The organism is Clostridium sp. (assembly GCF_036569345.1).
In the GTDB taxonomy this organism is placed as follows: Bacteria; Bacillota; Clostridia; order Clostridiales; family Clostridiaceae; genus Clostridium_AD.
Window position 1 is genome coordinate 1 of record NZ_DATCQT010000162.1, and the last position, 23,141, is coordinate 23,141.

Genomic DNA, 23,141 nt, shown 5'->3' on the forward strand with positions numbered 1-23,141 from the left:
TTTTCCATTATTAGAACCAACTATTAATGTTAGTTTGTTCTATAGGTGATTCAAATATGATGTGAAGAGCCGTATGCCTTAATAGGGCAAGTACGGTTCCGTCGAGGAGCATGGGCGGTAACGCCTGTGTTTACTTAAGAATTAAGTGTATTGGATATCATATAATACATTAATGGGAAAATAATAAAGGTGGAAAAATAAAATTGAAAACACAGAATAAAAAAATTAAAAGGAGCGACTATTTATGAATAAATTACTAGTTGCAAAAAAAGAGATTGAGATTAATGCTGATGTTTCTAAGGTTTGGAAAGCCCTAATAAATCCAGAATTAATAAAACAATATTTATTTGGCACTGAAGCTGTTTCGCAGTGGAAAATTGGAAGTTCTATAATCTTTAAAGGATCATGGGAAGGTAATCCATATGAGGATAAAGGTTTAATTTTAAAATTAGAAAAGAATAAAACTTTTAAGTATTCTTACTGGACTTCTTTTTCTGGTTTGGAAGATAAACCTGAAAATTATGCTAATATTACTTATGATTTAATTGTAAAAGGGAGAAATACTTTACTATCAATCACACAAGACAACATTGAGACTCAAGAAGAATTTAAAGGGGCTTCCTCAAATTGGGAAACTATCCTAAAACGGTTAAAAAAAATAGTAGAAGAGAATACTATTAATGATTAAGTATAGATTTTAATTAATAGGAGGTAAACTAACATGAAAATATTTGGCAATATATTCTCTGGTCAACCTAAATCAATTTATAGATTTATTGATGAAGGTAACATAGATGAAATCAAAAACTATTTGAATGTAACTAAGGATTTAAATTCTAACTTAAAACTTGATATACTTTATTACGCTATTGATAATTGTCAAAATAATTATTTTAAAACAATTGAACTTTTAATAAATACCGGTGTTGATATTAACAATCATCATAGTGAATTCTTAGAGACCCCTCTTCATAAACTTTGTGCAAGAATAAAACCTCAGCTAGATGTAATAACTTTGTTACTTAAAAAAGGTGCGCAGGTTAATGCAATCAATATTTCTGGTAAGACTCCTGTATTTTACTGCAGCTTTAATTATTCTGTGGAGCTTTTGAATCTTCTTGTAAAATATGGAGCGGATATAAATATAGTGGATAAATATACAAATACACTCCTTCACGATGATTATATCAACTGTTATGATGAACATTTTGAAGATTTTTTAAAAGTTCTTTTAAGTTTAGGCTTTGACATAAACTCAACAAATTCTTCAGGATTAACCCCTTTAGATTTTTGTGAAAACAAAAAAATTAAAGATATTTTAATAAAATACGGTGGAAATAAATAAACCCTCCTCCGTATCTTTATTATATTCTTTGCGCTTATATAATGTTTTGTAAGTTTGGATCTATTCCCACAAATCTTCAGTTAATTTTTCAATATCTATACGTCTTTTTTTAGTTTTCTCTAAATCAATAGTAATATTACCATTATCAATACACAGTATATCTCCCTCCTTAGCTTCATTAGGTAATTTACTTCTTTCAATATCAATTGAAACTCTATCTTCTTTTTCACATACTGCATAATTTCCTTCAAATCTATCAATTATTACATTCATTTAATTACCTCCAGCTTTAGTATTAAATGTTATGTTTTTACCATCTGATGTTGCAACAATTGTACCGTTCTCATCTGTTCTGTACACTTTAATACCTTTAGCTTTCAGTTTTACCATTGTAGACTTATGAGGATGCCCATAACTATTATCTTTTCCCACTGAAATAACAGCATATTTTGGATTCACTTTATCTAAAAAAGCATCAGTAGTTGAAGAGCTAGACCCATGATGCCCGATCTTAAGCACATCAGCACTTACATCAAAACCCTTTGATAACATTTCATTCTCAGATATATCCTCTGCATCTCCCTCAAACATAAAGCTATTATTCCCAAAGGTTAATCTAATTACAATTGAAAAATTATTTAAATCTTTATAACCGCTACCATTCGGTGCCAGAATTGTAGCTACTGCATTCCCTACTTTAAAAGTTTCCCCCACTTTAGGTACCGTAGCTTTCATTCCCTTAGCTTTAATCGCACTTACTACATCTTGAAAGGTTTTAGTATTAGATATAGCCTTTGGCATATAAATTTTACCTACTTGAAAACTGTTTATTATATAGTCGAGTCCTCCTATGTGATCTTCGTGAGGATGAGTACCTACTATATAATCAAGCTTTGTAATCCCTTGACGAGATATATAATTTTTTACAGTATCTGAGTCTTCATTATTTCCTGCATCTATTAACATTGAGCTTGAACCTTGCTCTATTAAAATACTATCTGCTTGTCCAACATCTATATAATGAACTATTAATTTACCACGTGTTTCCTTTTTATCATCAACTGATATTGTATTTATATTCGGTTGGGTTACTTCCTTAGTTATATTCTGATTTGACTTTATTGATTGAGATAACACTGTCTTTGAAGTATTTTCAGATATACTTGAGCATCCAGTCAAACTGAAAATAAGTATTAGTCCCAAAAGAGAACTTAGATACCTTATCATATTTCTCATTTTAATCTCCTTTGCTCTATGAAATCATTCTTTTTACTTTTTTCAACAATAACACCCATTTAAATTTCCTCCCCTGTTTCATATAATAAAATTTTAATTAAATTATCGATACTATAATACTATTATATAACTAAATTTGACGTTTTATAGTTTTTTATTCATCAACATCTCATCAATTCATAAAATTGATAGTAACCAATTTCTGCTTCTTAATAACTTCCATCATGTTTTCTTTAATCTACCTACTATTCCATTAAATATTTTTATTAATTTTTTTTATTAATAAGATAAATTAACGTGTTGATGAATATTATAATAAGGAAATTATAAGAAGGGATTGAATATTTTATGAGATTTAATTTAAATAAACCCAAAGTACGAGTTACCATAACACTAACTGTGATAGCTTTCGTAGTTATTTTAGTATTAACAACCAATTTTATAAAAAACAATGTAACGGTTAATAAGATTCGTGAAAACATTGAACAGGGCTCAAATAATTTAGCTTTAGGAAAAGTCAATAAAGCAAAGGAATGCTTTGAACAAGCAATTTCCCTTCAGAAAGAAAAAAAAGAAACATATATTCTTATTAAGGATGAATACTTAAAGTCAGAGAGATTAGATGATGCGCTGTCAATTTTAAAACAAGGAAAAAATAATAAGGTAACTGGCCTTGAGACTTTGATTGAGGAGATAAAGCAAAAGTTTGAGGTTACAAATTTGGAAGAATCAGTCTATCAAAATGAATCATATACTTTGCCTAAAAAAGCCGTGATAAAAATAAATAATGAGGATATCAATGCACTGCTTAAATGGAAAGATGCATTGATGGAAACTAATAAAATAGGAGACCTTGTTTTTGAAGGTGTGGCGGAGAATTATGAAAGGTCAGTAAAATTAACTGTTCATATAATTCCTAAAATTGTATCAATAAAAGAAATAAGCGTTTCTATTATAAAAGGACAAGAATACAACTTACCTTTAAAGGTTACTACCACTTTTAGTGACAAAATCATTAGGGAAGTTGATGTAAAATGGTCTCCAAACAAAGTAGATAGTGTAACTGTAGGATCACAAAATTTTCTTGGAACTATTCAAAATTATGAAAAAAAAATAAAAATGCAAGTGATTGTTAAACCTAAGCCAATAGTAAAATCGAAACAAATTGGTTATATATCTATGGTATATGAAGAAGGTGGCAAGAAATATTTGAAATTTGATGATGTAAAATTTCTAACTGGAAATGCAGCGATAGAAGCAGCTAAAAAAGATGGGGATGCCGTATATGAAAACGGTAAATATTTTGTATATGATGATTACTATATTGTTAATAGTAGTAAGGTGGTAAAAAGCTATGTTATAGCTGATAATGCCTCACTAAACCTTCTAGGATGTTGGATAGATTTAATTAGCAGTGATATTAATAACCATTCTGTTTCCTATGATAATTTTAAAAGTGTTTCTAGTAAGCGTGAGTATATGCTATGTTATATCTATACTGAAAATGATGTAGTTGTAAAAGTAGAAGGACAATTCACACCTTAGATGTATAGAAGCTGGTGAAGTAATTCACCGGCACTTTTTTGTTATTCAATTTATTTTTACATGTCTCTAACGTTCTTTCGTTTTTAAAAATTTACAAAAAATACACAAAAGAAATAAATTATACATAATGTTGACACACCTTTGACATTATCACTGGGCATAACTAAACCATAGAAATAACAAAAATAAATGAATGAGGAGAGATTAATATGAAAAATATATCTTTAAAAACCCAAATACTAACAGGATTACTAACAGGAGGTTTGTTTTTATCATCAATTAGTACAACTTTTGCAGCCACTACTAAACCATTAACCACTGATGCAAATATAGCTGTGAAAAATGAGTGTAGACAAAAAGGTATTAAAAGACAACAAGCTTTTGATACAAATTTAAAGAACCTTGTAGCAGACAAGAGTTTAACTCAAGATCAAGCAAATAAAATTAAAGCTGTAATAGTTAAAGCTAGAGCTGCAAAGAAAGCAAATTTTGAAAAGACTAAAACCATGACTAAGGAACAACGAAAAGCATATATGAATAGTAAAAAAATCAATCATATAAGTCCTTTAAAACCCCTTATAGAAAATGGCACTATAACTCAAGCCCAAGCTGATAAAGTAGATCTTGGTGGTCATCATGGCTCCAGACATAAGTCAGGTCAAAAGGTTAAATAACTCTTAATTTTCAATAATAAAAGGGTCTATCTCTTAAAATGATTTTTATTAATCATTTTGAGATAGACCCTTTTTTAACTAACATCGGTAATATATTCTATGTTGAATTATTCGGTATTTAATTTTTAATTGTTTTATTATTTAGGCTCGTTTTTTTGAATTATACTATGATATCTACCATACATGAAATAAATAACTATTCCAATTAATAACCAAATTACAAATCTAATCCATGTTATTAAAGGTAGCGCTGTCATTAGATAAATACAAGCCACTGAAGCAAGAATAGGTAGAATTGGTACAAATGGACATCTAAATCTTCTTTCAACATTTGGCATAGTTTTTCTTAGTACAATAACTCCTACTGACACAAGAATGAATGCAAATAATGTACCTATATTACATAGTTTTATTATCTCATCTAAAGGCAAAAATCCAGCCATTACAGCAGCAATAGTACCAGTAATTATTGTACAAAGAGTAGGCGTTTTATGAACTGGGTGTACTTTTGAAAACACCTTTGGTAATAGACCATCTCTTGACATAACCATAAATATTCTTATCTGTCCATATAGCATTACAATTAAAGTGGAAATCATGCCTATTACTGCACCGGTTCCAACTAGAGCTGCTCCCCAGTTTATACCAAACCGAGCTAGTGCACCTGGAACAGCATTGTTTTCACTTATTTCTTTAAAAGGAACCATTCCTGTTATAGTAATTGCCACTGTAACGTAAAGTACAATAACTACTGCTAGGCAAATACCAAGTCCACGAGGTACATCTCTCTTTGGGTTTATAGTTTCTTCCGCAGCCGTTGAAACTGCATCAAATCCAATATAAGCAAAGAAAATAATTGAAGCACCTGCCATGACACCACTCCATCCAAATGGAGCAAATGGTTTATAATTAGCTATATTAATATGAAATACACCAAGTGCTATAAATAAAAGAATTACACCAATTTTTACCAAAACTATTTTATTGTTCAATTTTGCACTTTCTTTAATTCCTATAAGTAATACCCATGTAACAAATATTACTATAAGAATAGCTGGCAAGTCAATAATTCCACCTCCAGCAGGGGTGCTAGTTATTGCTATAGGTAAATTAATGTTCGCAGACTTTAGTAATCCTACAAAGGTTCCTGACCACCCAGATGCAACTGCTGCTGACGAAACTAAATACTCAAGCATTAGGTCCCATCCTATAATCCAAGCTATTAATTCCCCAAAAGCAACATAGGAATATGCATAAGTACTACCCGCAACTGGAAACATTGTAGCAAGTTCAGCATAAGTAAGGGCACAAAGTCCGCTTACTACTGCGGCTACTATGAATGACAAAACAACAGCAGGTCCAGCTAAATGGGCTCCAACACCTGTTGACACAAAAATTCCTGTTCCTACTACTGCACCTATTCCAAGTGCAGCAAGATCAAATGCTGTAAGATTCTTTTTAAGATCTGATTTTTCTGCTGAATGTAACATCTGTTGTAGGGTTTTCTTTTTCCATATATCCATATTTTTTTTCCTTCTTTCAAATTAATCTTTAGTTTTGTTTGAATTGTTTTAATTACCATAAAAGACTTATATTATATATTTAGTAGTATTTCTATTCCCTTATTTGTTTTATCCCTTTTTATGGTTAAAGTTGTTGAAAAAATTAAAGCTAATACAGTTTTAAATAATAAACTGTATTAGCGTATATTATATTGAATATTTCGAATAATTGAAAGAGCGATAATTTGGCGTTTTAAGCAAACTATAGTCATAAAACGTAGAATGCTATACAATTGTATTGTTTCCTAAGTTTTGCAAGGTAGGTTTATTATTGACAAAATAATATTACATTAAATTTCTTTATTACTTAATTTCAGTATAATATTCCTTAATTTTTACTCTTTTATTATATATGGCACCGTAAGCACTGCTACATTTCTGTTTTTATATAACATACTTTTTATAAAATATCCTGTTTGGTTATGTAGTATATTATGCCACCACTTTGTAATAACAAATTGTGTTATTACTACAGTTACCGTTTCTCCATGTTTTGAAGCACGGCCTTCCGATTCTATAAATTTCATTAATGGCCCCATTATATCTCTATATGAAGAATGTTCTATTATTAATGGAATTCCAGCATTATACTCTTGCCATTTTTTTTCTAGTTTTTCAGTAGCTACCGCGTCAGTTGATACATGAAAAGCAACTACGTTTTTTGATAAGCATCTAGCACAGTTTAATGCCTTTAAAAACGATTTATTTAATGTATCTACAAGTATTATTACATGTTGACCATTATTCGTTACCGCACCTTCCTTAGGTCTTTGATCTAAGGTTAACTTAATTTGAAGCGCTACCTCGGTATAATGTTTCTTAATTTTAACCATGAAATAAACAAGTAAAGGGACTACAATAAAAACTAACCACGCTCCATGAAAAAACTTTGTTATACCGATGAGTATTACTGTAATAAAAGTTACAATAGCACCTGTTCCATTTATTGCAGCCTTGTGTTTCCAACCAGGTGTTCTACTTCTTTCCCACCTTAAGAACATTCCAACCTGTGAAAGTGTAAAAGATAAAAATACACCTACTGCATATAATGGTAAAAGCAAATGTGTATCGCCTTTAAATACAACAATTAACACACCAGCAGCAGCAGCAAGTACTATTATACCATTTGAAAAACTGAGTCTTTTTCCTCTTTGTGAAAATTGCCTTGGAACATATCCATCCTTTGCCATTATAGAAAGTAACAAAGGTAACCCTGCATAGGCTGTATTTGCAGCCATTACTAAAACAAATGCAGTGGCAATTTGCATAATATAAAATAGTATTCCCTTTCCAAAAACTTGCTGAGCAATTTGAGCAAATACTGTCACATCCATTTCAGGACGAGGATGATAAATTGTTGCTAAAAAAGATAACCCGCCAAAAATAAACAGAACTAGACATGCTAGCAATGCCAAAACAGCTTTTGCATTTTTTTGTGATGGTTCTTTAAAGTTAGGTATCCCATTGCTTACTGCTTCAACTCCTGATAATGCTGTACACCCTGAAGCGAAAGCCCTGAGAAACAGGAACAATGTAATGTCCCCCATTGTTTTTGGAATTGGGTACATTGGTACTGGTGAATATCCAAAAACAAAATGCCTTATAACCCCAGATATAATAAGCACAATACAAGAAACTATAAATAAATATGTTGGAACTCCAAAGATTTTAGATGATTCCTTCGTTCCTCTTAAATTACCAATTGTTAATATTAATAACATTATAAGTGCTATAGCTACTTTATGATTAAGCAGGGATGGTATAGCCGAAGTTATTGCAGCGGTTCCAGCACTTATACTAACAGCAACTGTCAGTACATAATCTACAGTAAGTGAAGCACCAGCTGTAAGTCCAGGAAGTATACCTAAATTATCCTTTGCAACTATATATGACCCACCACCACTCGGGTAGCTATCAATAGTTTGCCTGTAGGATAACACAAGTAGAATTAATAGTACAACAACACATAATGCGGCATAAAACATATATTTATATGCCAAAATACCTAAAACTCCAATTAAAACATATAAAATTTCTTCCCCTGCATATGCAACTGAAGAAACGGCATCACTAGATAATATAGGTAATCCCCAAAAAACATTTAATTTTTCGCCTTCTAGTTCTTCAGTTTTTAATGTCTTACCTATTAGTAGTTCTCTTAATTTTGAAAACATAAATCCACCTCTATAATAGAATTTATCATTACAATATTTTTATATTATATAGGATTATTTGAATAAATTCAATTTGAGATTCGTTTATTTAAGCCACAATACAACTAAATTCGCCAATTTATTTGTGAAAATATGATGTAGTGTTTCTCATAGTTTAGTATACTTACTGTAGCTACGTTTTAGTAGTAATTTAAATTGTTTCAATATTACAACTTTCGATATTACCTACCATATTCTACTCATTCCATACTTATTTTATACTCATTATCCAAAACAAGAAATTCTGAATCCTCATAAGTAGATATAAAAAGTTACCTTTAAGATAATAAAAAATACCACACTATTTGAATAATGTGGCATTTTTTATTATCTTAATGATAAAACTATTTCTTCTGTAGTTCTAAGTTTTCCAATTCTAGGAAATATATATTTGCATTCATAGTCATGTTCTTCTTTTGTAGAAGCTGTCATTGCATCAGTTGAAAAAATCTGGTTATAACCATGCTGAAAAGCTTCTCTTGCTGTAGTGTCTACGCCAATGTTAGTAGAAATACCACATAACACGATAGTATTAATTCCGCGACGCCTTAGCTGCAAATCAAGATCAGTGCCATAAAATGCTCCCCACTGTCTTTTAATAATATGATGAACATTTTTAACATTTATTAGTTCAGGTACAAAACTATCAAAACCCTCCGGTAATTGTCTTAAACTAGCTTTTGAATCAGTATTTGGATTTAGAATATCCTTTCCATCTACAGATGAAACTTTTACAAGAACTACAAAAGCCCCCTTCTCAGTAAATGCATTAATTAATTTACTTGCATTTCGAACAACTTCCTCACCAGTAAAAGGGGAAGCTTCCCTATTTGCAATACCCATTTGTAAATCTATAACTACAAGAGCAGTCCTCTCAGTATTAATGAATTTTGTTTCCCTTATTCCCTCTAAGTTTTCCATTTTCATTTCTCCTTTATTGATTTAATTTTGTAGTATATTTACTTTTTTATACACTTTAAAATAGACCCAGATTGCATTTAAAAAGAGTAAACTGCTTGTTATAAAAAATAAATATTTTAAACCTAAATGAGCTGCTATTTGTCCACCAAGCACAGATCCGACAAAAGTTCCTAGGTAAAATGCAGACATATTAAAGCCAAATATTCTACCTGTAAGGACATCTGGTGTTATCTTTTTAAGTAGTGTATTAATTGATGGAGCAAGGCCCGCTGTTGCAAATCCAAGTAAAAATCTCAATCCCATTAATTGCCATGGGTTTTTTACGAATGCCTGAGGTATAAATAAAACCCCTGCTATAATAAGTGCTACAAGCATAACTTTCTGTGGTCCAATCTTATCTGACAATTTTCCAAGCCTAGGAGCAGCTATTATAGATGCAAGTCCAGAAGCTGAAAATGCCATACCAGAAATAAGTGCAATATGAGTCATATTAGTTGATAACTGAGTTATATATACAGTAATTATAGGTTCAATGGAATAGTATGCAAGTTGCAATACAAAGGAAGTTACAAACATAGTTATAATAAGGCTAGAATTAGGTAACTGTTTCCATACTTCTTTCATACTTAAAACCTTTTTCTCTTCTCGTACAAACTCCTCTTTAACAAATAACAAAGTTGCAATGAATGCAACTAACATTAGTCCCCCAGTTAAAAAAAACGCAAATTTTAGCCCTAAAATTTCATCTAAATATCCGCCAATTAATGGTCCAAGAAGCGAACCTGTAATAGAGGCTGTTGAAAGTACCCCTAGTGCCCACCCTGCATGTTCTTTTTCTGTTTGAGTTGCTATAAGTGTAATACAAGCTGTAGTATACCCGGCTATAACTCCTTGGAGTATTCGAAGTCCAATCAATTGATATACATTTTGTGCAAGTCCCATACTTCCAATTACAACAGCCATCCCAAGGCTTGCCCGCAGTAGCATAGGTTTACGTCCAAACTTGTCTGCTGCATAACCCCATATTGGTGAAAATATTGCTGAAACAATGAATGTTGATCCAAAAGCAATTCCTGATATCTGCTCAATTGCAGATATATTGTGGATTCCTAACTGTCTTATATAAAGAGGCATAATAGGAGCTATTTGACTCAGACCTATTGCTGTAACAAGTGTTCCAAACCAACATACATATAAATTTCTTTTCCATAGCTTCAATATTTCTTCCCTCTTTCATAATTTTAAATTATTCACTAATTATAATCTTTAAAAGGTATTAATTCCATGTAATATTTTAAAATAAGTAATAAATTATAATATAAAATCATAATTTTATTATGCAATGATAATAAATGGAGGCTATAAATGGATTTATCGAAACTTAGTTACACAGTTCAGAAGAAAACCTATAAGTTACTTGAGTTAAAAGAAAAAGTTGATAAAAAGCGTACTTCATTGAAGTTACCTTCTGCAATAAGTTGTTTACTAGTTTTTTATGTATTCTTATATAATGATAGATACATTTCCTACGCAACAGCTGTCTTTGACAATAATAACTCGGAAAGCACTGTAAAAGGATTTGATTTATTTGTACTTGTAATCGCCGCGGCTACAATATTTATTCTTTATATTTTATTTGATGAATTTAAAAAGGTGAAAAACAAATATGATGAGCTTAGAAAAGACTTGATAAAAACTATTAATAATGAATTTTGTTCTTGTAAAAATTCTAGTAATTGTAATTGCAAAGATGAGTATATTAAAGATATGGAAGAGAAAAATATAGATTTAATTTTTGATAAGTAGTATATTTTATTAAACTAATTCCCCAATATTAAATAAATAAAACAGTAGAGTTGATATTTCTAAACAACTCTACTTAGGCAGTACTTATAAACTATCCATTAAATTTAATTAACACGTTTTAATTTTATGTCATACTTATTTTTATACTTTGCCATCCGAGGATCATTTTTAAAATAACTCTCGTATATACCTTTAGCTACATATGCGGCATCAGAACCATAACCTCCATCAAAAACAACTACAGATATTGCAATTTCAGGATTTTCAGCAGGTGCGTAGCCTACATACCAAGCATAATCTCCTCTACCAATCTTATTTTGCAGTTCAGAGTTATTAAACTGTGCTGTACCAGTTTTACCACCTGTAGGTATTGGAAAATCACCAAGTGCTGCAGCCGCTGTACCATCAGCTCTACCACCTGTACCTGTAACGTCATTCATTCCTTGCATAACTAGATCTCTGGTTGTTGCACTCATCTCTGCTTTGTTTAAAACTACAGGTTTAGTTTGAGATAATAACTTTCCATTAGAGTTTTTAATGTTATCCACCAAATTAACTTTATATCTTGTTCCACCATTTGCAATGGTTGCTATATAATTTGCCATTTGAAGGGGTGTGAAATTATCCATACCTTGACCTATAGATGCTACAAGCATATTGTATGGTAAACTTAAAGAACCATGCCCTGTCTGAACTGCTCTATAGTACACATTACTTACAATTGCTTGTATATTAGCATCAGTAAACTTTTCGTTTTTATACAAAGGATTGGTATCTATTAATTGCTTAAATAAATTTTGATAGTTATTTTTTGAATAAGTTCCACTTTTTACAGAGTTTCTTATGGCATTTTTAATCTCAAGTTTTATTTCTGAAAGTTTTTTATCATTAGAAACAATAAGATTATCTCCATCTCTATCATATAAATCTATTGAGGGGAACTTCATTCCTGTACCCCCAACTCCAAGAATTAAATCTTCTTCAATAGTATAAATGTATAGCGATGCTGATATGCTTTTCTGGGATACTGTATTATAAACTTGCCCAAAATTTTCATTTATTTCTATCCCGGTACCAGGGTTAACTGATTTGGGATTTGCTCCTAGTCCAAACATCCATGCATATTTAGCTAAAATATCATCACCATATTTTTCTCTCAATTTCTGTCCTACATTCATAAAAAATGGGTTACTTGATTTTTCTATTGCTCTAACTACGCTTACAACACCATTTGAACCATCTGATTTGAAACTATTCCAATATTTACCATTTATTTCATTTTGACCAGTCATATCATAACCACCTCTATCATCGTAAGTCGAACTAGCATTTATAACTCCAGTTTCAAGACCTACGATAGCAGTCATTGGTTTAAAAGTTGAACCAGAGGGAATAAGAGACATAGTCGCATAATTATACAAGTATTTTGGATAATAATCATATTTATCCATCCTAATTGTAGTATTCCCCTTTATGTTTTTGTTTATTGGGAACATAAAATCAATTAGACTTTGTGGGATTTTATCAGCTTTTGCAAGTTTTTCATAGTCTGGATTAAAATACTTTTCTGATTTAGCCTGAGTTAATCCCTGTGATATAGAAAAATCATTTGGATTGTAACCTGGCAAGCTAACAAGTGCTAGTATGTTACCAGTATGAATATCTTCTACAACTGCTGCACCTCTTGTTGCATTTGTTACATCTAAGCCATTGTTTGTCACCTTATTTCGTATTACTTTCATTTCACTATTTAAAGCGTTTTCTGTGGCATATTGCAAGTTTGCATCTATTGTAAGTTGAACATTATTTCCTGGAATTGCTTTTTTGATAGAAGCTTCATTCTTCACACTAGCCTTCTCATCAACAATCACCTCTTCTTCGCCATTAGCACCTTTAAGACTACTCTCCATTACTGCTTCAATACCAGAAGTCCCCACATAATCTACACTCGTATCATAACCCTTTGCTGTATATTTAACCTTTTCAGCAGGGCTTATTTTGCTTATGTATCCCAAAATTGACGAAGCAAGCTCTCCATAGGGATATTGCCTCATAGGTTGATATTCTACTTTAAATCCAGGTAGTGCTGAAATACTTTGCTCTAATATAAGTGACGTATCTTTCTTTATATTAGTTGCTATGCTAATTGATTTGTATTGAGTAAAATAATTCATTTTTATTGCATCTTTTACAATCAAATATCTTCTTACTACATCTGGAGTTGCCTTTATGTTCAAACTTGAGACTCCATTTGCTACGCTATATTCATCAAGAAGGTATTTATATATTTGTTCTGGGGTAAATTTCAAAAGTTCATTATTAAGCTCAGTAACTTCAGATTTAGTTAAATCTTCTTCTCTTTTATTTTCAAATTTCGTCTTTAATATATTACCTTGAAGCCCTCTATCTTTTAGAAATCTTAACAACATGGTTTGTATTGATTTAGGATCACTTGAACTAAATTCAAATCTATAAGGATTAATTTTCAAGGGAAAACTATCTGTCTGGATTTCTCCATTTTCATCCAAAATTTTAAATACTTCTTGTAGCATTATAAATATCTGTGTGTTTGATTTAACAGTATCTGTATATGTAAGATTATAACCTGGCACTTCATTTGCAAGGTTTATTCCATTTTTATCTGTTATAAGACCTCTTGGTGCCTCTATTGTAATCTTATGGGTATTAGCAGCCACTGTTGCTAAGTCCTTGTAATATTGTCCATTAAATACTTGTAAATAATATAACTTTGCACCTATGGTTAAAAATATCACTGCCATAATTATGAGTAGGGCATTAGTCCTATTCGATTTCTTTTTTCTCATTTCATCACCACTTTAAACTTTCATTTTTTTATTATATATATAATACAATTCATTATATTTTCATTTAAATCAACTCTATAAATTCTACCCCCTTAAAAAATAACTTTATACATATTATACATTGTATTCAATTAAAGTAAAATTAAATATATTCAAAAGTAAAAAGTACTATTTTGGATTATTATACTATTTGTTCTCTAATTCTTATACAATTATCGTTATTCATAAATCTTTGCACACTTTAATCTAATTTGAATATTCTTATTAGAAAAGCAGAATACAAGACCTTCAAACTACATTTTTATGCTTATTATTTATGTAACATTTTTATAATAAGCATAATATAATATACTAACAAATGAAGTATTAATGGGACAAACTTAAGAAATAAATATAATAAAAAAATATTTGCCTTAAAGAGGGGTGAAATATATATGTGTTGTTGGTGGATACTATTATTATTACTATTTGACGATAACGATTGTTGTTGTAACAATAATCGTTGTGATAATCATCGTGATAATTGTTGTAACAAACATCATTGTGATAATGATTTTAATAATTCCTCTGATCCTTGGTGTGAACCTTGGTGTGATCCATGTCATAATAATCTACATCATCATGATGATTGTTGTCATAAAAAACAAGATCATTAACATTAAATAAAGAAAATTATGAGGGTACAAGCAGAGTTGATGTTTCTTAACAGCTCTGCTTTTTTAATTTCAGCATTATTTAATTATCTATTTATGCTTTAATTTATTTTGTCTTCGATTAAAACTTTTAAGGTTCTGCTGTCTTCTAAAATTGGATCTAAATGGAGTGATTTTTCTATATACTCCAAAGCTTTATCAACTTGGCTTAGATTATAATAACAAATCGCAATTTTATAATAGATTTCAGCACTAGCACCATATAATTCATAAGAATATTCAAAATATCTTAGTGCCTCAAGATCATTTTCAATATAACTAAATATTAATCCTATATAATATGCTAAATCCCCCTCCTCACCAATAGGAAAATAATGATCCCAAACTTGATTCATGACGATAATCAGTTCTTCTAGTGGAAAATTTTCCTCAGTATCTATTTGTTATAACATTCTTGAAAGCTTCTTGCGTCCCAAACAGTAAAGCGAAGAAAGGTTAGAATCTGTTTAAAAATCAGTTACTATATATTTAAACTTCAGTCCTTTCAGTGAAGAGTTTTCAATTATATGTAGAAATCTTTTAAGAAAGGTATAAGTAAATCGTCCTACTCCTGAAGCAAGCTCCATTATGTAAACGGTAGAGTTTCAGCCATAATCTGTTCTTGAAACATAGTCTCTGCAATACCCAAATATAATTTTAGCATATAAGTTTGCTATATAAGGATTAGTTGTTATATATTGAGGTACAATTCCGCGAGTCCATGCTTCTGGGCCCTGGTTTGCAAAAAAATCCTTCTGTAGGTTCCATAACATGGATTGTGATAATTTCATTTCGCTCTCAACTATAACTTCAGTGCCTCCTTTGATTGATGTCTTAATGTCTCTACTATCATTGTTTTGTTTAACTTTTTCTGGCAAAGAAATTCCTCCTTATTAAAATAAAATGATTTTATAAAAAATATAATGTATTTTATTATTTACTATAATACCATTATTCTACAAATAAGTTTAATTTCCTTTAAGGCTCTTTTTAACCTTATCTTAATATCTCTACCATCATTGCATAAACAATAAAAAAAGTAGCCTTGGTACAAATCAATGTATCAAGGCTACTTTTATAAAACATATCTGATTTTTACAGTTTAAACTTAGATATTACATCTTTTAATCTATCAGAACTTTCATTCGATTTTAATGTCCATTTTAATACCTCATCTGACCCTAAAGTTATATCACCTATTTTTTGTGCTATATCTGTTGTTCCCTTTGCTCCTTGATTAGAGGCTTGTGCTACAGTGTCAACAACAGTTATAATCTCTTGTATAGAGGCTAATAATTGTTCTGAGGTTGCACTAAAATCTGATACCAAACCATCTACGAAATGACTGTCCGTACTGTAAGCATCTGCAACTGTCAACATTTTTCTATAATCAGTATAAACACCTTTTGATACAAACTCTAATAACTTGTTTGAACTGATTGATAAATCCATAACTGACTTAGTAACCTTTGTAGTTATATCCTGTATTTTAAATACAGTGTTCTTAGATTCTTCTGCCAAATTTCTTACTTCATCTGCAACAACTGAAAATCCTCTTCCAGCTTCTCCCGCCCTAGCCGCTTCAATTGCCGCATTTAACGCTAGTAAATTAGTTTGTTCTGTTATCTTCATTATTGAATCTGTTAAATTATTTATCTCTGATACAACCTTAGAATTTTCTATTGCTATTTTTAATTCCTTCTCTGTATCTGCCAATAAACTCATAGTTTTGGTTTGTGATGTACCCATACTACGTTTTATTGCTATTGCTCTCTTACTTATCACTACGGCTTTAATGGAACCTTCTTGTGAACTAACTGCGATTGAACTTATAGCTTTCTCAATCTCTAAAGAACCATTATGCATTTCATCAGAAGATGCCGCAGTTTCTTCCATATTTGCTGCTAATTCCTCTGTATTTGCAGATATAGTTTCTATATTTATATTCAGCTCTACAATGCTATTTTTTTGTTTTTTCCGTAAAATCTTTTATGTTGGATGACTCCTCACTTATTTTTTGAATAATTGCTCTAAAAGATTCATTCATTGAATTTATCATTTTTGCAATTCCACCTAACTCATTCTCAGAGCTAATCATTTTTTCTTTGAATTTACCAGTTAAATCACCACCATCTATTACCTCACAATATCTTTTAATTTCTTTGAGTTCATACTTCAATCTTCTTAATGTTAACACAAAAATTGCAATTAAAACTAAAGCAGAAATTATAGAAATTATTATAAAATTAACTATATCCTTCGTTACTATACTGTCAATTTGTGTGTCCATATCTGATGCAGATGCTAAATCCGATTTTAATATATCATCACACTTAATTAATAAATTTTCTCCAATAACCCTTGCACTATCTCTTTCGGCTACTGCATACTTGTTAGTTGTATTGCTTTCACTAACCAATTTAGTTATTGCTACTTCATAATTATTTATTAATCCTTTTAAATCCGCTAATTGTTTTATCTCATCGGCTTCCTCCATGTTTGCCTTAGAATATGAGCTTAAGTTTGTGTTTAGTCTACTAATTGAGTCTTTTACTAGTTTATCTAATTCCACAGTGTAACCAGAATCCATTACTTTAGTATAATTTAATCTCAATAATAAATACTCAGATTTAACACTTGATATATCCTTAATTGGTATTAATTTGTCATGATATATTATAGCCTCTTGTCCTTTTACAAATTTAATCTCGCTTATTCCTCTAAAGCTTACTATAAATAATGCAATTATCCCTATAAATATAACTAATATAAATGATTGATATATTTTTAATTTTCTCATTATGTATTTATTCCCCCCAAAATTATTTAAATTAAGACAACATCAATTTACTAAATAGGATTTTAAAATTATAGAATATGAATAAACTATTTTCATCTTCAATAACTAATTTATTAGTAACTTCACAATTACAATCACTAAATGTAAAGTTATAGTTATAATATCGTCTTAAAAAACTTATACTTTACAAAAAAAGTTGATATGATTTTGTAATTACTCAACTATGGGTTAGGCTGAAGATACAATAATATAAGAAATATGATATGGTTTTCATAAAGTTAATGATATTAGTAAAATATTGCGTAAATTTAGAGTATAATTTTAGTAGGCAACTGTAGTAGCAATTACTATTAATTTTTAAATAATAATGAACTAACTTCAAAGGAGATGTAAAATATGGAACACTATTATCTTAGTTTTGATGCCGGAACACAAAGTGTAAAAGTGGCTGTATACAATGAAAATATGAAATGTATGGCAAATTCATCAAATCAGACAACCCTTAAATATCCCCATCCAGGATGGGTTGAGATGGATGCTAATGAATATTTATCGCTTACAAAGCTAGGCATTAGACAGTGCATCCAGCAATTAAAAAAACAGGGAATCGATCCTACTTTAATTAAAGCAATTATGGGCGATGGGATTATCTGCGGAATTGTCGGTATAGACGAGAGCGGAAAAGCAATCACACCTTATATAAACTATTTAGATTCAAGAACACAAAGTGACGTTGAATTACTTAAAAAATTGGATCTGGACATTTGGGGAAAAGAAACGGGAAATGCGGAGCCAAGCTGCATGTTCCCCGCATTACATGCAAGATGGTTGCTTGCCAATGATAAAAATTTTCAAGAAAGAGGAAAAAAATTTGTTCACAATGCCCCTTATATTCTACTAAATCTTGCAGGCTTAGATAGCAATGATGCTTTTATTGACTGGGGGGCAATGTCTGGCTGGGGTCTTGGATACCATGTATTCGAAAAGGAATGGTCTGATGAGCAGCTTCTAATATTAGGAATCAATAAAAATTATCTTCCTAAAATTGTAAAGCCTTGGGATATTATTGGAACTTTATCACAAGAAGTATCAAATGAAACTGGATGCCCGGTGGGTATTCCGATTTGTGCAGGTGCAGGTGACACAATGCAGTCCATACTAGGAAGTGGAATCTTTGAAGCAAATAAGGCCGTGGATGTTGCTGGAACATGCTCTATGTTCTGTGTTTCTACAAATGGCGTTATTCCGGAACTGAGTAAAAAAGGAAGCGGACTAATTTTCAATAGCGGTACTTTGGAAAATACTTATTTTTACTGGGGATTTGTCAGAACGGGTGGTCTATCATTGCGTTGGTTTAAGGATAACATTTGTCAAAAATCCGATGATGATAGTTATTATAAGTTATTAAGCAAAGAAGCAACAAAAGTTGCCCCGGGATGTAATGATGTGCTCTTTTTGCCGTACTTAACAGGCGGATATGGTGAATTTTCAAACGTCAAAGGTTGTTTTATGAACATGACTTTGGATACAGACCAGTTTGTTTTATGGAGAGCAGTTCTTGAGGCAATTGCCTATGATTATATGGAAATCACAGATACTTATCGAAAAGCTGGTATCGAAATAAACAGAATTACCATTACCGAGGGTGGTAGCCGCGATGATCTGTGGAATCAAATAAAAGCAGACGTTATGAAAAGTGAGACAATAACATTAGAAATTTCAGGTGGCGCTATGCTGACAAATTCTATTATAGCTGCATATGCAACCGGCGCTATAAAGGATTTAACACATGCACTTAGCAGTAATTTGAAAATTACTAATACATATAGTCCAAACAGCAATAATTCAAAAATATATAGAAATCAATATAGACTTCAAAAGGATATATTAAAAAAATTGGGCCACTAATTTTATAAAAAAACCATGCTATTCAAATTTGAATGGCATGGTTTTTTAAACAAGTTTAATTAATAAAAAATAACTTTTACTTTAATGCTTGATTAATTCCATCTGCCAATCCCTGCGCTAACTTCTCCTGGTAAGAACCAGTTGTAAGTAACTTGTCTTCTCGTGCGTTAGATTGAAAACCCATTTCCACCAAAATAACAGGAACATCAGACCAATTGAAGCCCGTCATATCACTTCTTTCCACAACACCTCTATTGTTCATCCCAACATCTTTAATCAAATTATTAAAAACTATTTGCCCATATTTTTTACTTACTTTATATATATCATCTGTATATTTAGCATCTGCAGGTACAAGCATTGATGCTCCATTAACAGATAAATTATTATTTCCATCCGCATGAATTCTAATAACTAAAGCTGCATGAGCTGCATTCCCGATTGCAGCTCTTTCCTTACTTCCCATAAGTACGCTATTCTGTGTTTTAGTCATTTCTACCTTATATCCCTTTGCTTGCAACAAACTTTTAAGTTTAAGTGCTACTGCCATATTGACCACGTATTCAGGAGTTTTTGTATTAATACCCTGCCCACCACCTGGTTCAATTATTTTCATTATACTTGAAACTGGATCTCGATGCTCTGTTTTGCTGCTAGTAACACTACCATGTCCTGGATCTATAACAATAATCTTCTGAGAATTTTCACTCGTATTTTTCTTTTTTTTCTCAATTCTAACCAATGCTTTTTTCTCTGCAAGAGTTTTTGTCGTTAATATCGCTTTTGTAGCTGCATATATCTTTGCTTTTGACTCTTCTTGTTTCACTTTTATAACTTGTGCTAATTCCTTTTGTTGTTTTTTTGTGGTATAGTTTGTACCATATAATGCACCACCAATTACAACTAGAAGCACAAAAACTAATATAAAATTTTTCTTTTTCAACATTTTAATCCCCCTGAATTTTTTCCACAAATAATAACTACTATTATTGCTTGCTCACTTCTTTCTTTACCCCATAATATATTTTTATTGTTTTAACTTACTTTAACTATATCATCTTTTCTCTATTTTTAAGCATTTTTTTACCTAAATAATATAATTAATTTTTCATAAATGTCATGAAATTTATTAATATTAACCTAAAAGAACCCGCTTCACAGCGAGTCCTTTATTTTACGTAACGCAATAAAAAGTATCACTTTCTATTAATCCTCATATTATAAACTGTCGAAGGATAAGGAGAGATGTTAATGTCAAAGGATTGTTGTAAAAAAGAAAAGCAGTTTCACGACCATGAATTCTTAGGAAGTGTCAGATTAGCTGAATTAGGTAGCGATGATGCTCATAATCATAGATTTGCTGGAGTATCCGGTCCTGCAATACCCGTTGAAGGTGGACATGTTCATAAAGTTAAGTCAAGAACAGATTTTTTTGATCACTTTCATGAATTTGAAGCAGTTACAGGTCTACCAATACCTGTAGGTGATGGTAGACATGTCCATTTTGTAGAAGCTGAAACTAATGTTGTTGATGACCATTACCATGAATTAATATTTGCCACGCTTATAAATGCTCCAATATTTGAAGAAGAGGCTTAATGTAAATGTAGTTGGATTAAGGCATTGCTGTAAAGGCAGTGCCTTCTTTTAAATATTAGTTTATATTGTCTAAGTAAACCAAACATCATTAAGTATCTTTATCCCTTGAACAATATCGTTTTCGGGTATCTCTCCAAACCCAAGCATAATCATATTATTAGAATATTTATCAGACCTCATCCAAAATATTGATACAGGATTAACTAATACACCACAATTTTTAGCTCTTATTATAATCTCATCTTCACTTAATCCATTTTTAAATTCCAATAAAATATGCAAGCCAGCATTTTTACCATGAATAATTACTTTATCACCCATTACTTCATTAATTGTATGAATTAATATATCATGTTTTCTTTTATTTGCTAAACATATTTTTCGTAAATGGCTTTCAAAGTGTCCCAGATACATAAATTGTTGAATTACCTTTTGTTGAATTAATGGAACAGGCGTTTGATATGTGCTAAAAACTTTACCATATCTTTCTAACCATTCTTCTGGTAATACCATATAATTCATACGCAGGCTAGGTGACAAAGCTTTTGAAAATGTACCTATTTATACAACATTTTCTTTTGTAGCTATACTTTGTATTGATGGAATAGGCCTGGAATTATATCGAAGTTCACTGTCATAATCATCCTCAATTATAATTCCATTTTTTCTCATAGCCCAATCTAATAGCTTTAATCTCTTTTGAATTGGCATTACTGACCCAGTTGGAAATTGATGTGAAGGTGTTATATATATTATTTTAGCCTCGCTATTCTCCAATTGATTAAGATCTATCCCATCTGCTTCTAAATTAATTGGAATAACTTTATACCTAATAAAAATATTACGTGCACCATAGTGCCCTGGGTCCTCCAATGCTATTTGCTCAAAATCCTTTCTAAATAGTTGGCATAACAAGCTTAAACAGTATTCAAGCCCTGTGGAGATAATAACTTGCTCAGGATTACAAGAAAAGCCTCTTGATTTATTTAAATATTTCATAATTTCTATTTGCAAGTTCCGTTCACCTTTATTGTCACTATATGAAGCCATATCTTGAGCAGTTAGTGCTGCTAAACATTGGTTTGAAATTTTACGCCATATACGTAAAGGAAAATTAGGAGCACTTATATTTCCATATATAAAATTATATTTATAGGTATAATAATTTACTTCTGGTGATTTTTCTGTATATTCCTTGAAATTATTAAATCTATCCCTCTTTAGTTTTGATATCATCAAGGTATCTAATTTTAAAACAAAAAACCCACTACCTACTTTGCTTTCAATATATCCTTCTGAGCAAAGTTGAAGATATGCACTTTCAACTGTATTTCTACTGACATTTAATGTTGTTGCCAGGGCCCGAGTTGAAGTAAGCTTATTACCTTGTGAAAATTTCTCTGAAATTATTTCTACCTTTAGCTGTTAATAAATTTGCAAATACAGAGGAATACTTAAATCACAGTCTACTATAATCATATTAATATCACCCTCTCGTAACTGTATCCTATAAACTAAACAAAATTGGCACTTTTAATGATTCCAATTTAATTGTATAATTATTTTATTGAAAGGTCAATATATAGAAAGGACTTTCAAACGAGGAGGAATTTAAATGTTAAATGAAAAATTACTTGAAGTTATTTCATATGAAGGAGTCGTTGCTATCGTTACTTGTGCTAATAACGAATCACATGTAGTTAATACTTGGAATTCATATGTTAATGCTACTGAGGATGGTAGATTATTAATACCAGCTGCTGGAATGATAAAAACTCAAAAAAACATAGAACAAAATAATAAGGTTAAGTTGACTATAGGTACTAAAGAGGTTATGGGCTATAGATCTTTGGGAACTGGTTTTTTAATTGAAGGAACTGCAAAATTCATCAAATCTGGTTCAGAATTTGATATGATGAAAGAAAAATTTTCATTCCTTAATAGAGTGTTAGAAATAACAGTTACATCAGCAAAGCAAACACTTTAAGTAATGAACAGCGATAATACATATTGGG

The 23,141-nt window shown here is 30.8% G+C and carries 23 protein-coding genes and 1 pseudogene; 9 read left to right on the top strand and 15 right to left on the bottom strand.

Annotated features, from left to right (window positions below):
* Nucleotides 1-244 precede the first annotated feature (244 nt).
* Nucleotides 245-688 (top strand): SRPBCC family protein, encoded by a 444-nt coding sequence (locus VIM70_RS15975; RefSeq protein WP_331946770.1) that lies wholly within the window; start codon nucleotides 245-247, stop codon nucleotides 686-688.
* 33 nt (nucleotides 689-721) lie between these two features.
* On the top strand, nucleotides 722-1,345 hold the full coding sequence (locus VIM70_RS15980) for an ankyrin repeat domain-containing protein (protein ID WP_331946771.1): 624 nt from the start codon (nucleotides 722-724) through the stop codon (nucleotides 1,343-1,345).
* Between the two features lie 60 nt (nucleotides 1,346-1,405).
* Here the strand turns inward: VIM70_RS15980 and VIM70_RS15985 are convergent, their stop codons facing one another.
* Together VIM70_RS15985 and VIM70_RS15990 are read right to left on the bottom strand one after the other, a co-directional pair.
* Nucleotides 1,406-1,618, bottom strand: a complete 213-nt coding sequence (locus tag VIM70_RS15985) for a DUF3006 domain-containing protein (protein ID WP_331946772.1) — start codon at nucleotides 1,616-1,618, stop codon at nucleotides 1,406-1,408.
* Nucleotides 1,619-2,581 (bottom strand): ComEC/Rec2 family competence protein, encoded by a 963-nt coding sequence (locus VIM70_RS15990; protein WP_331946773.1) that lies wholly within the window; start codon nucleotides 2,579-2,581, stop codon nucleotides 1,619-1,621.
* A 348-nt stretch (nucleotides 2,582-2,929) separates the two neighbouring features.
* Here VIM70_RS15990 and VIM70_RS15995 point away from each other — a divergent pair, with 348 nt between their 5' ends.
* A complete protein-coding gene (locus VIM70_RS15995) occupies nucleotides 2,930-4,126 on the top strand; it encodes an Ig-like domain-containing protein (protein WP_331946774.1) in 1,197 nt (398 codons plus the stop codon).
* 209 nt (nucleotides 4,127-4,335) lie between these two features.
* Nucleotides 4,336-4,800 carry a hypothetical protein gene (locus VIM70_RS16000; RefSeq protein WP_331946775.1) on the top strand — a complete coding sequence of 155 codons (465 nt, stop codon included), beginning with the start codon at nucleotides 4,336-4,338 and terminating at the stop codon, nucleotides 4,798-4,800.
* Nucleotides 4,801-4,937: 137 nt separating this feature from the next.
* Here VIM70_RS16000 and VIM70_RS16005 read toward each other — a convergent pair whose 3' ends face one another.
* The 4 genes from VIM70_RS16005 to VIM70_RS16020 form a co-directional block, all read right to left on the bottom strand.
* Complete coding sequence (locus VIM70_RS16005) at nucleotides 4,938-6,323, bottom strand: amino acid permease (RefSeq protein ID WP_331946776.1); 1,386 nt, start codon at nucleotides 6,321-6,323, stop codon at nucleotides 4,938-4,940.
* Nucleotides 6,324-6,697: 374 nt separating this feature from the next.
* Nucleotides 6,698-8,536, bottom strand: a complete 1,839-nt coding sequence (locus tag VIM70_RS16010) for an APC family permease (RefSeq protein WP_331946777.1) — start codon at nucleotides 8,534-8,536, stop codon at nucleotides 6,698-6,700.
* Nucleotides 8,537-8,902: 366 nt separating this feature from the next.
* Nucleotides 8,903-9,496, bottom strand: a complete 594-nt coding sequence (locus VIM70_RS16015) for a hydrolase (protein WP_331946778.1) — start codon at nucleotides 9,494-9,496, stop codon at nucleotides 8,903-8,905.
* 21 nt (nucleotides 9,497-9,517) lie between these two features.
* A complete protein-coding gene (locus VIM70_RS16020; protein WP_331946779.1) occupies nucleotides 9,518-10,714 on the bottom strand; it encodes a multidrug efflux MFS transporter in 1,197 nt (398 codons plus the stop codon).
* Nucleotides 10,715-10,861: 147 nt separating this feature from the next.
* On the opposite strand from VIM70_RS16020, the gene VIM70_RS16025 reads away from it, so the two are divergent.
* Nucleotides 10,862-11,302: a hypothetical protein gene (locus VIM70_RS16025; protein ID WP_331946780.1), complete on the top strand. Its 441-nt coding sequence runs from the start codon at nucleotides 10,862-10,864 to the stop codon at nucleotides 11,300-11,302.
* A gap of 104 nt (nucleotides 11,303-11,406) precedes the next feature.
* Here VIM70_RS16025 and VIM70_RS16030 read toward each other — a convergent pair whose 3' ends face one another.
* Nucleotides 11,407-14,127, bottom strand: a complete 2,721-nt coding sequence (locus VIM70_RS16030) for a peptidoglycan D,D-transpeptidase FtsI family protein (RefSeq protein ID WP_331946781.1) — start codon at nucleotides 14,125-14,127, stop codon at nucleotides 11,407-11,409.
* 434 nt (nucleotides 14,128-14,561) lie between these two features.
* Between VIM70_RS16030 and VIM70_RS16035 the strand changes: the two genes are divergently transcribed.
* Nucleotides 14,562-14,783: a hypothetical protein gene (locus VIM70_RS16035; protein ID WP_331946782.1), complete on the top strand. Its 222-nt coding sequence runs from the start codon at nucleotides 14,562-14,564 to the stop codon at nucleotides 14,781-14,783.
* A 98-nt stretch (nucleotides 14,784-14,881) separates the two neighbouring features.
* Here the strand turns inward: VIM70_RS16035 and VIM70_RS16040 are convergent, their stop codons facing one another.
* From VIM70_RS16040 to VIM70_RS16055, 4 genes are all read right to left on the bottom strand, one after another.
* A complete protein-coding gene (locus tag VIM70_RS16040; protein ID WP_331946783.1) occupies nucleotides 14,882-15,175 on the bottom strand; it encodes a tetratricopeptide repeat protein in 294 nt (97 codons plus the stop codon).
* A 249-nt stretch (nucleotides 15,176-15,424) separates the two neighbouring features.
* Complete coding sequence (locus VIM70_RS16045) at nucleotides 15,425-15,697, bottom strand: hypothetical protein (protein ID WP_331946784.1); 273 nt, start codon at nucleotides 15,695-15,697, stop codon at nucleotides 15,425-15,427.
* 217 nt (nucleotides 15,698-15,914) lie between these two features.
* Entirely contained in the window at nucleotides 15,915-16,715 is an 801-nt protein-coding gene (locus tag VIM70_RS16050; RefSeq protein WP_331946785.1) for a methyl-accepting chemotaxis protein, read from the bottom strand.
* Nucleotides 16,716-16,779: 64 nt separating this feature from the next.
* A complete protein-coding gene (locus VIM70_RS16055; protein ID WP_331946786.1) occupies nucleotides 16,780-17,619 on the bottom strand; it encodes an MCP four helix bundle domain-containing protein in 840 nt (279 codons plus the stop codon).
* Nucleotides 17,620-18,015: 396 nt separating this feature from the next.
* Between VIM70_RS16055 and VIM70_RS16060 the strand changes: the two genes are divergently transcribed.
* Nucleotides 18,016-19,527, top strand: coding sequence for an FGGY-family carbohydrate kinase (locus tag VIM70_RS16060; protein WP_331946787.1), 1,512 nt, complete (start codon nucleotides 18,016-18,018; stop codon nucleotides 19,525-19,527).
* 76 nt (nucleotides 19,528-19,603) lie between these two features.
* Here the strand turns inward: VIM70_RS16060 and VIM70_RS16065 are convergent, their stop codons facing one another.
* Nucleotides 19,604-20,473: an N-acetylmuramoyl-L-alanine amidase gene (locus VIM70_RS16065; protein ID WP_331946788.1), complete on the bottom strand. Its 870-nt coding sequence runs from the start codon at nucleotides 20,471-20,473 to the stop codon at nucleotides 19,604-19,606.
* Between the two features lie 305 nt (nucleotides 20,474-20,778).
* On the opposite strand from VIM70_RS16065, the gene VIM70_RS16070 reads away from it, so the two are divergent.
* Nucleotides 20,779-21,126 (top strand): YmaF family protein, encoded by a 348-nt coding sequence (locus tag VIM70_RS16070; protein ID WP_331946789.1) that lies wholly within the window; start codon nucleotides 20,779-20,781, stop codon nucleotides 21,124-21,126.
* Between the two features lie 69 nt (nucleotides 21,127-21,195).
* Here the strand turns inward: VIM70_RS16070 and VIM70_RS16075 are convergent, their stop codons facing one another.
* From VIM70_RS16075 to VIM70_RS16085, 3 genes and pseudogenes are all read right to left on the bottom strand, one after another.
* Nucleotides 21,196-21,639 (bottom strand): hypothetical protein, encoded by a 444-nt coding sequence (locus tag VIM70_RS16075; protein ID WP_331946790.1) that lies wholly within the window; start codon nucleotides 21,637-21,639, stop codon nucleotides 21,196-21,198.
* A gap of 48 nt (nucleotides 21,640-21,687) precedes the next feature.
* Entirely contained in the window at nucleotides 21,688-22,362 is a 675-nt protein-coding gene (locus VIM70_RS16080; RefSeq protein ID WP_331946791.1) for a PLP-dependent aminotransferase family protein, read from the bottom strand.
* A gap of 30 nt (nucleotides 22,363-22,392) precedes the next feature.
* Nucleotides 22,393-22,536 (bottom strand): annotated as a pseudogene (locus VIM70_RS16085) (GntR family transcriptional regulator); the annotation flags it as partial.
* Between the two features lie 205 nt (nucleotides 22,537-22,741).
* On the opposite strand from VIM70_RS16085, the gene VIM70_RS16090 reads away from it, so the two are divergent.
* A complete protein-coding gene (locus tag VIM70_RS16090) occupies nucleotides 22,742-23,113 on the top strand; it encodes a pyridoxamine 5'-phosphate oxidase family protein (protein WP_331946792.1) in 372 nt (123 codons plus the stop codon).
* The last annotated feature ends 28 nt before the right edge of the window (nucleotides 23,114-23,141 follow it).

Coding starts and splice junctions, on each gene's coding strand:
- VIM70_RS16070 (WP_331946789.1), top strand. CDS start 20,779: ATGTCAAAGGATTGTTGTAAAAAAGAAAAGCAGTTTCACGACCATGAA.
- VIM70_RS15990 (WP_331946773.1), bottom strand. CDS start 2,581: ATGAGAAATATGATAAGGTATCTAAGTTCTCTTTTGGGACTAATACTT.
- VIM70_RS16000 (WP_331946775.1), top strand. CDS start 4,336: ATGAAAAATATATCTTTAAAAACCCAAATACTAACAGGATTACTAACA.
- VIM70_RS16010 (WP_331946777.1), bottom strand. CDS start 8,536: ATGTTTTCAAAATTAAGAGAACTACTAATAGGTAAGACATTAAAAACT.
- VIM70_RS16055 (WP_331946786.1), bottom strand. CDS start 17,619: ATGAGAAAATTAAAAATATATCAATCATTTATATTAGTTATATTTATA.
- VIM70_RS16030 (WP_331946781.1), bottom strand. CDS start 14,127: ATGAGAAAAAAGAAATCGAATAGGACTAATGCCCTACTCATAATTATG.
- VIM70_RS16050 (WP_331946785.1), bottom strand. CDS start 16,715: ATGGAAGAAACTGCGGCATCTTCTGATGAAATGCATAATGGTTCTTTA.
- VIM70_RS16005 (WP_331946776.1), bottom strand. CDS start 6,323: ATGGATATATGGAAAAAGAAAACCCTACAACAGATGTTACATTCAGCA.
- VIM70_RS16035 (WP_331946782.1), top strand. CDS start 14,562: ATGTGTTGTTGGTGGATACTATTATTATTACTATTTGACGATAACGAT.
- VIM70_RS16090 (WP_331946792.1), top strand. CDS start 22,742: ATGTTAAATGAAAAATTACTTGAAGTTATTTCATATGAAGGAGTCGTT.
- VIM70_RS16060 (WP_331946787.1), top strand. CDS start 18,016: ATGGAACACTATTATCTTAGTTTTGATGCCGGAACACAAAGTGTAAAA.
- VIM70_RS16080 (WP_331946791.1), bottom strand. CDS start 22,362: ATGATATCAAAACTAAAGAGGGATAGATTTAATAATTTCAAGGAATAT.
- VIM70_RS16015 (WP_331946778.1), bottom strand. CDS start 9,496: ATGGAAAACTTAGAGGGAATAAGGGAAACAAAATTCATTAATACTGAG.
- VIM70_RS16040 (WP_331946783.1), bottom strand. CDS start 15,175: ATGAATCAAGTTTGGGATCATTATTTTCCTATTGGTGAGGAGGGGGAT.
- VIM70_RS15980 (WP_331946771.1), top strand. CDS start 722: ATGAAAATATTTGGCAATATATTCTCTGGTCAACCTAAATCAATTTAT.
- VIM70_RS15995 (WP_331946774.1), top strand. CDS start 2,930: ATGAGATTTAATTTAAATAAACCCAAAGTACGAGTTACCATAACACTA.
- VIM70_RS16075 (WP_331946790.1), bottom strand. CDS start 21,639: ATGGTATTACCAGAAGAATGGTTAGAAAGATATGGTAAAGTTTTTAGC.
- VIM70_RS15985 (WP_331946772.1), bottom strand. CDS start 1,618: ATGAATGTAATAATTGATAGATTTGAAGGAAATTATGCAGTATGTGAA.
- VIM70_RS16065 (WP_331946788.1), bottom strand. CDS start 20,473: ATGTTGAAAAAGAAAAATTTTATATTAGTTTTTGTGCTTCTAGTTGTA.
- VIM70_RS15975 (WP_331946770.1), top strand. CDS start 245: ATGAATAAATTACTAGTTGCAAAAAAAGAGATTGAGATTAATGCTGAT.
- VIM70_RS16025 (WP_331946780.1), top strand. CDS start 10,862: ATGGATTTATCGAAACTTAGTTACACAGTTCAGAAGAAAACCTATAAG.